General features: G+C 76.8%; 4 protein-coding genes. 2 read left to right on the top strand and 2 right to left on the bottom strand.

The annotated features are described in order from the left end of the window. Positions 1 to 134: 134 nt before the first annotated feature. A complete protein-coding gene (gene hrpA / locus WCS02_RS16085) occupies positions 135 to 4,229 on the top strand; it encodes an ATP-dependent RNA helicase HrpA (protein WP_340295065.1) in 4,095 nt (1,364 codons plus the stop codon). Positions 4,230 to 4,279: 50 nt separating this feature from the next. Here the strand turns inward: hrpA and WCS02_RS16080 are convergent, their stop codons facing one another. After that, a complete protein-coding gene (locus tag WCS02_RS16080) occupies positions 4,280 to 4,816 on the bottom strand; it encodes a 2'-5' RNA ligase family protein (protein WP_340295063.1) in 537 nt (178 codons plus the stop codon). Positions 4,817 to 4,929: 113 nt separating this feature from the next. On the opposite strand from WCS02_RS16080, the gene WCS02_RS16075 reads away from it, so the two are divergent. Continuing rightward, complete coding sequence (locus tag WCS02_RS16075) at positions 4,930 to 6,048, top strand: GTPase (protein ID WP_340295061.1); 1,119 nt, start codon at positions 4,930 to 4,932, stop codon at positions 6,046 to 6,048. A gap of 12 nt (positions 6,049 to 6,060) precedes the next feature. Here the strand turns inward: WCS02_RS16075 and WCS02_RS16070 are convergent. Continuing rightward, positions 6,061 to 6,374, bottom strand: a 314-nt coding sequence (locus WCS02_RS16070; protein ID WP_340295059.1) for a hypothetical protein, incomplete at its 5' end; no start/stop codon positions are given.

The following is a 6,374-nucleotide window of genomic DNA, read 5'->3' as shown; positions in this document are numbered from 1 at the left end:
CGCGTCGTCGGCCCCCCCGCCGTCGCGGCGGGCGCGGTGGTGCGCGCGGGACCGGTGGCACAGGCGGCACGGGCGGCGCGGTCGGCACGCAGGACGGTGCCGCCGCTCCCGGCACGGGACCCGACGCTGCGGCCGTGACGGGCGATCGCCCGCGCCGCGCCCCCCGCGCCGAGAGCTCCCGCACCGACAACTCTCGTACCGACGGCCGCCGCACGGACACCCCCCGCTCCGAGAGCTCCCGCACGGACAGCCCCGGCACCGGCGGTACCGGCCGCCCGAACCGCCCCGACCGCCCGCGCCGCGGCGAGCACCAGGCTCAGCGCCAGGTCGAGCGCCTCGCCGCGGCCCGCGCCACTCTGCCGCCGCTTCGCTACCCCGAGGAGCTGCCGGTCACCGGCCGGCGCGAGGAGCTCGTCCGGCTCATCCGCGAGAACCAGGTGGTCGTCGTCGCGGGCGCCACCGGCTCGGGCAAGACCACCCAGCTGCCCAAGCTCGCCCTCGAGGCGGGCCGCGGCACCACCGGTCTCATCGGCCACACCCAGCCCCGCCGGATCGCCGCGCGCTCGGTCGCCGAGCGGATCGCGGAGGAGGTCGGCACGCCGCTGGGCGAGCACGTCGGCTTCGCGGTCCGGTTCACCGACTCCACCGGGCCCTCGACGCTGCTCAAGGTGATGACCGACGGCATCCTGCTGGCGGAGATCCAGCGCGACCCGATGCTGCGCCGCTACGACACGATCATCGTCGACGAGGCCCACGAGCGGTCGCTCAACGTCGACGTCCTGCTCGGCTACCTGCACCGCCTGCTGCCCCAGCGCCCCGACCTGCACCTGGTCATCACCAGCGCGACCATCGACCCGCAGCGCTTCGCCGACCACTTCGGCGGGGCGCCCGTCGTCGAGGTGTCCGGGCGGACCTACCCCGTCGACATCCGGTACCGGCCCTACTCCGGGGACGAGGCGGACCCCGCCGACGACCGGGACGAGCCGCAGGCCATCGTCGACGCGGTCACCGAGCTGCTGACCGAGGGCGACGGCGACGTGCTCGTGTTCTGCTCCGGCGAGCGCGAGATCCGCGAGGCGTGCGACGCGCTCACCCGCGAGCTGTCCGGCGCGGTCCTGGGCCTGGAGGTGCTGCCGCTGTTCGCCCGGCTGTCCGCCGCGGACCAGCACCGCATCTTCGCCCCGCACACCGGCACCCGGGTCGTCGTCAGCACCAACGTCGCCGAGACCTCGCTCACCGTGCCCGGCATCCGCTACGTCGTGGACACCGGCCTGGCCCGGATCAGCCGGTACTCGCTGCGGACCAAGGTGCAGCGGCTGCCGATCGAGCCGGTCAGCCAGGCTAGCGCCACCCAGCGCGCCGGCCGCTCGGGCCGCCTGGCCCCCGGCATCGCCGTCCGGCTCTACGGCGAGGCCGACCACGACTCCCGGCCGGAGTTCACCGAGCCGGAGGTCCGCCGCACCAACCTGGCCTCGGTGCTGCTGCAGCTGACGAGCCTGGGCATCGACGACGTCGAGGAGCTCGACTGGCTCGACCCGCCGGACCCGCGCCAGGTCAAGGACGGCCTGGCCCTGCTCGAGGAGCTCGGGGCGGTCGACGAGCAGCTGGAGCAGGACGAGCGCGGCCGGGTCACCCGCTCCCGACGGCTCACCGCCACCGGGCGCACCCTGGCGCGGCTGCCGGTGGACCCGCGGCTGGGCCGGATGCTGCTGGAGGCCGACCGGCTCGGCTGCCTGGACGAGGTCCGCGCCGTCGTGGCCGGGCTGTCGATCATCGACGTGCGGCAGCGGCCCGCCGACGACGAGGCCCGCGCCGAGCTCGCCCACCGCCGGTTCCGCGTCGACGGCTCGGACCTGCTCACCCGGCTCGCCATGTGGCGCTACCTGCGCTCGCGCCGCGACGAGCTGAGCAGCTCGGCGTTCCGGCGGATGTGCCTGGCCGAGCACCTGCACCACGCCCGGGTGCGGGAATGGTTCGACCTGGACGGCCAGCTCCGCCAGGTGTGCAAGGAGGCAGGGCTCGGGCCGAACGGGGCGCTGCGCGAGGAGGACGAGCCGCGCCGCGGGGCCGACGCCGCAGCGTTCGCCGAGTTCGAGGCCTCGGTCGCCGAGACCGTCCACCGGGCGATGCTCCCGGGGCTGCTGTCGCACATCGGGTTCCGCGAGGGCGACGCCACCGACTACCTCGGTGCCCGCGGCGCACGCTTCTCGGTCGCGCCCGGGTCGGTCCTGCCGCGCCCCCGTCCCGCGGGGACCGCCGGCGCCGGGCGGGCCAAGAACGCCGGGCCGCGCTGGGTGATGGCCACCGAGCTCGTCGAGACCGCCCGGCTGTTCGCGCGCGACTGCGCCGTCATCGACCCTGACTGGGTCGAGCCCGTGGCCGGGCACCTGGTCCGCCGCACGTACTCCGAGCCCCGCTGGAACGCCGGCCGCGGGCAGGTCGAGGCGACGGAGAAGGTCACGCTGTACGGCATCCCGCTCGTCGCGGCGCGCACGGTCGGCTACGCCCGGGTCGACCCGGGCCTGGCGCGCGAGCTGTTCGTCCGGCACGCCCTCGTGGAGCGGGACTGGGAGTCCCGGCACGCCTTCCTCGCCGCGAACGAGTCGCTCATGGCCGAGGTCCGCCAGATCGAGGAGCGCACCCGCCGCCGCGACGTGGTCGTCGACGACACCGCCGTCTACGCCTTCTACGACGCCCGGGTCCCGGCCGACGTGGTGTCCGCCCGGCACTTCGACGCCTGGTGGAAGCAGGCCCGGCACGAGACGCCGGACCTGCTCACCATGACCCGGGCCGACGTGATGACCGGCTCCGGCGGCGGACCTGCCGTCGAGCAGTTCCCTGACACGCTGGAGGTGCCCCACCTGGAGGGCACGGTCGCGCTGGCGCTGTCGTACGTGTTCTCCCCCGGTGCGCCGGACGACGGCGTCACGGTCACCGTCCCGGAGCAGGTGCTCGCCGCGGTGGACGCGGACGCCATCGGCTGGCTCGTCCCCGGGCTGCGCGAGGAGCTCGTCACCGCCCTGGTCCGCTCGCTGCCCAAGGCGCTGCGCCGCTCGTTCGCGCCGGCCCCGGACCACGCGGCGCTCGTGCTGCGGCAGGTGTCGCCGGACGGCGCGGCCCCGCGCGGGGCGGTCGTCGACGTGGTCGCCCGCGCCCTCACCGGCCTGGGCGGCCCCGTGGTGTCCGCCGGCGACCTCGACCCGGCCTCGCTGCCGTCGCACCTGCGCCCCCACGTCCGGGTCGTCGACGCCGGCGGGACGGTCCTGGCCGAGGGCGCCGACGTCGAGGAGCTCCGCCGCCGGCTGTCCACCCGCGCCCAGGACTCCCTCACCCGGGCCACGTCGTCGATGGAGCGGCGCGGCCTCACCGTCGCCCCCGCCGAGCCGCTGCCCGAGGTGGTCGAGCGGCGCCTCGCCGGGCACGAGGTCCGCGGCTGGCCGGCGTTCGTCGACGAGGGCACGACGCTCGGCGTCCGGGTGATGTCCGCCCGGGCCGACGCGGTCGTCGCGCACGACCGGGGCGTGCGGCGCGCGGTCGTGCTCGGGTTGCGCTCGCCGATCGCCGCGATCACCAAGGGCCTCGACGTGCCGACCCGCCTGGCGCTGTCGTGGACGCCGTACCCGGACGTGCTGGCCACCCTCGAGGACTGCCTGGCCACGGCGGTCACCGCCCTGGTCCGGCGCCACCGCCCCGACGGCACCTGGGGCGTCCGGGACGCCGCCGCCGTCGACGCGCTGCGCGAGCTGGTCCGCGCCGACGTCCACCCGGTGACCGAGGACGTGGTGCGCACCGTGGCCCGGGTGCTGTCCGCGGCGCACGGGGTCCGCGACCGGGTGTCCCGGCTGCGCCAGCCCGCGCTCGCCGAGACCGTCGCCGACGTCCGCGCCCAGGTCGACTGGCTCGTCGGGCCGGGCTTCGTGCTGGCGACCGGCGTCGACCGGCTGCCGCACGTGCTGCGCTACCTGGCCGCCGTCGAGCGGCGCCTCGACGCGGCCGAGGCGGGCCCGCAGCGCGACCTGCAGCTCCTGGACCGGGTGCTGCCCGCCTACGACGCCTACCTCGACGTCGTCGACGCCCTGCCCGCCGGGGCGCCGGTGCCCGCCGCGCTGCTCGACGTGCGCTGGATGGTCGAGGAGCTGCGGGTGTCGGTGTTCGCCCAGCAGCTCGGCACCGCGCACCCGGTGAGCGAGAAGCGGGTCCGGACCGCGCTCGCGCCCTGGACCGGCTGAGCGCCCGCGACCCCGGGGCCGCGCCCAGCGCCCGGCGCCGCCGCCCGGGCTCAGCCGTGCAGGGCCCAGGCCTCCTTGGCCGTGCCGTCCCAGCGGCGGACCTCGACGGCGGACCCGGTCCCGTCGTGGACCGCCTCGTCCAGGCCGCGCAGCGCCGTGAGCGCCTGCCCCAGCTGGGTGTCGGTGAGGTGCGAGGCGAGCGTGACGTGCGGCGTCCAGCGGCCGGGCAGGCCGGTCGGGGCGACCTCGAGGGCGTCGGCCCACGCGGACGCGGCGCGCGCGTGGAGGTCGAGCAGCCGGGCCGAGGGCACGACCAGGCGCGCCAGCACGTGCTTGTGGCTGCCGAAGACGACGTAGCCGCCGAGCAGGAGCGGCAGCGGCAGGTCCGCGGGCGGCAGCGCGTCGGCGAGCGCGTCCTCGTGGGCGGGCCCGACACCGGAGGCCACCGTCAGGGTGACGTGCGGGGCGTTGGTGGCCCCGGTGTGGCGGCCGAGGCTCGGCAGACCGGCCTCGACGAGGGCGCGCCACTGCGCGCGGACCCGGGCGTCCAGGTCGGCGTCCAGGAGCAGCTCGACCGACTGGACCATCCGGGCATCATGGTCGCCGTGACCCCCGCCGACCACCGGACACCGCACGCGCCGACGCCCGCGCCGACCTGCGCCCAGGGCAGCCCGGCGGCCCGGCGGACCGGGCCCTGCCGGTGAGCCCGGTCCACGACGACGGCTTCCGCGCCGCCTTCGCCCAGGAGGCCGCGTCGCTCGGCCGCTTCACCGTCGTCGTGCTCGGCCGGACGGGGGTCGGCAAGTCGACGCTGGTCAACGCCGTGTTCGGCGAGAGCCTGGCCGAGACGGGCATCGGCGCGCCGGTCACGCAGACCAGCCACCTGTACAGCCGGGAGGGCGTCGGCCTGGCGGTCGTCGACACCAAGGGCATCGAGGTCGGCGAGGACACCGAGGAGCTGCTCGCGGACCTGCGCGCCCTGGTCGCCCACTCGCGGACCCGTCCGGCCGAGGAGCAGATCCACGTCGCGTGGTTCTGCGTGCAGGCGGCCGACCTCCGCCTGCAGGACGGCGAGCGCGCCGTCATCGAGGAGCTCGACCGGCTCGGCATCCCGGTGCTCCTCGTCATGACCCGCGTGCCCCGGCTCGACGGGCGGAACCACCCCGACGCCGTCGCCTTCCACCACGCGATCCAGGCGATGGGGCTGCCGGTGGTCGGCGGACGCGCCTGGCCGGTGATGGCGCTGGGCGACAGCTTCGCCGGGTGGCCCGCCCACGGCCTGCCCGAGCTCGTCGAGCAGACCCGCACCGCCGCCCCCGCCGGGGTCGAGGCGGCGTTCGTGGCCGCCCAGCGCGTGAGCCCCGAGGCGAAGGCGGCAGAGGCGGGAAAAGTCGTCGCCGCGGCAGCCGCCCAGGCCGCCGCGGCCGCGGCGACGCCGATCCCGTTCGCTGACGCCGTCCTGCTGGTCCTGATCCAGCTGCGGATGATGAGCAGGATCGCGCTGCTGCACAACGTACCCGTCGACCGGGCGACCCTGCTGGCCATGGCGTCGGTGGCCGCGACGACCCAGGCCGGGCGCTCGATCGCGTCCGGCCTGGTGAAGATGATCCCGGGCGCCGGGACCGTGGCCGGCGGGCTCGTCGGCGCGGCGGTGGCGTCGTCGGTCACCGCGGCGATGGGCGGCGCGTGGATCACGGTGTGCCGCCGCTACGGCAGCGACGACCTGGTGAGCACGGTCGCGTTCGACCCGGCCGTGCTGCAGAAGGCGTTCGGCGAGGAGATGGCGAGGACGCTGCGGAGCCTCGGCCGGCGCCGCTGACCGGCGGCCGCGTCAGTCCTCGTCCGGCTCCTGGAACTCTCTTGGCACGGATCTCGGGTCGCCGTCGGGGGCCAGGAACAGGTGGGTGTGCTCGCCGCCGGCGTCCAGCACGAGGCCGTCGAGCCTCGTCGCCCCCGCCTGCCACAGGGCGACCCCGGCGTCGCGGTCGCGGGCCACGCGCGCGAGCTGCTCCTGGCGGGCCGGGCCGGCCTCGGCGGGCAGCCCCGCCGTCCCCTCGACCGCCGAGCGCAGCAGCCCCACCGCGCCGAGCAGCTCGGGCGGGGCGCAGTTGAAGCCGACCTGGAACTGGTGCCCGTCCTGGTGCC

This window comes from Aquipuribacter hungaricus (genome assembly GCF_037860755.1).
Classification (GTDB): domain Bacteria; phylum Actinomycetota; class Actinomycetes; order Actinomycetales; family JBBAYJ01; genus Aquipuribacter; species Aquipuribacter hungaricus.
The sequence above is the reverse complement of the archived record's forward strand: the minus strand, read 5'-3'. Positions and strand labels throughout refer to the sequence as shown.

Bases quoted from the DNA above. Each gene is read 5' to 3' on its own strand.
- WCS02_RS16080 (WP_340295063.1), bottom strand. From the start codon at position 4,816: ATGGTCCAGTCGGTCGAGCTGCTCCTGGACGCCGACCTGGACGCCCGG.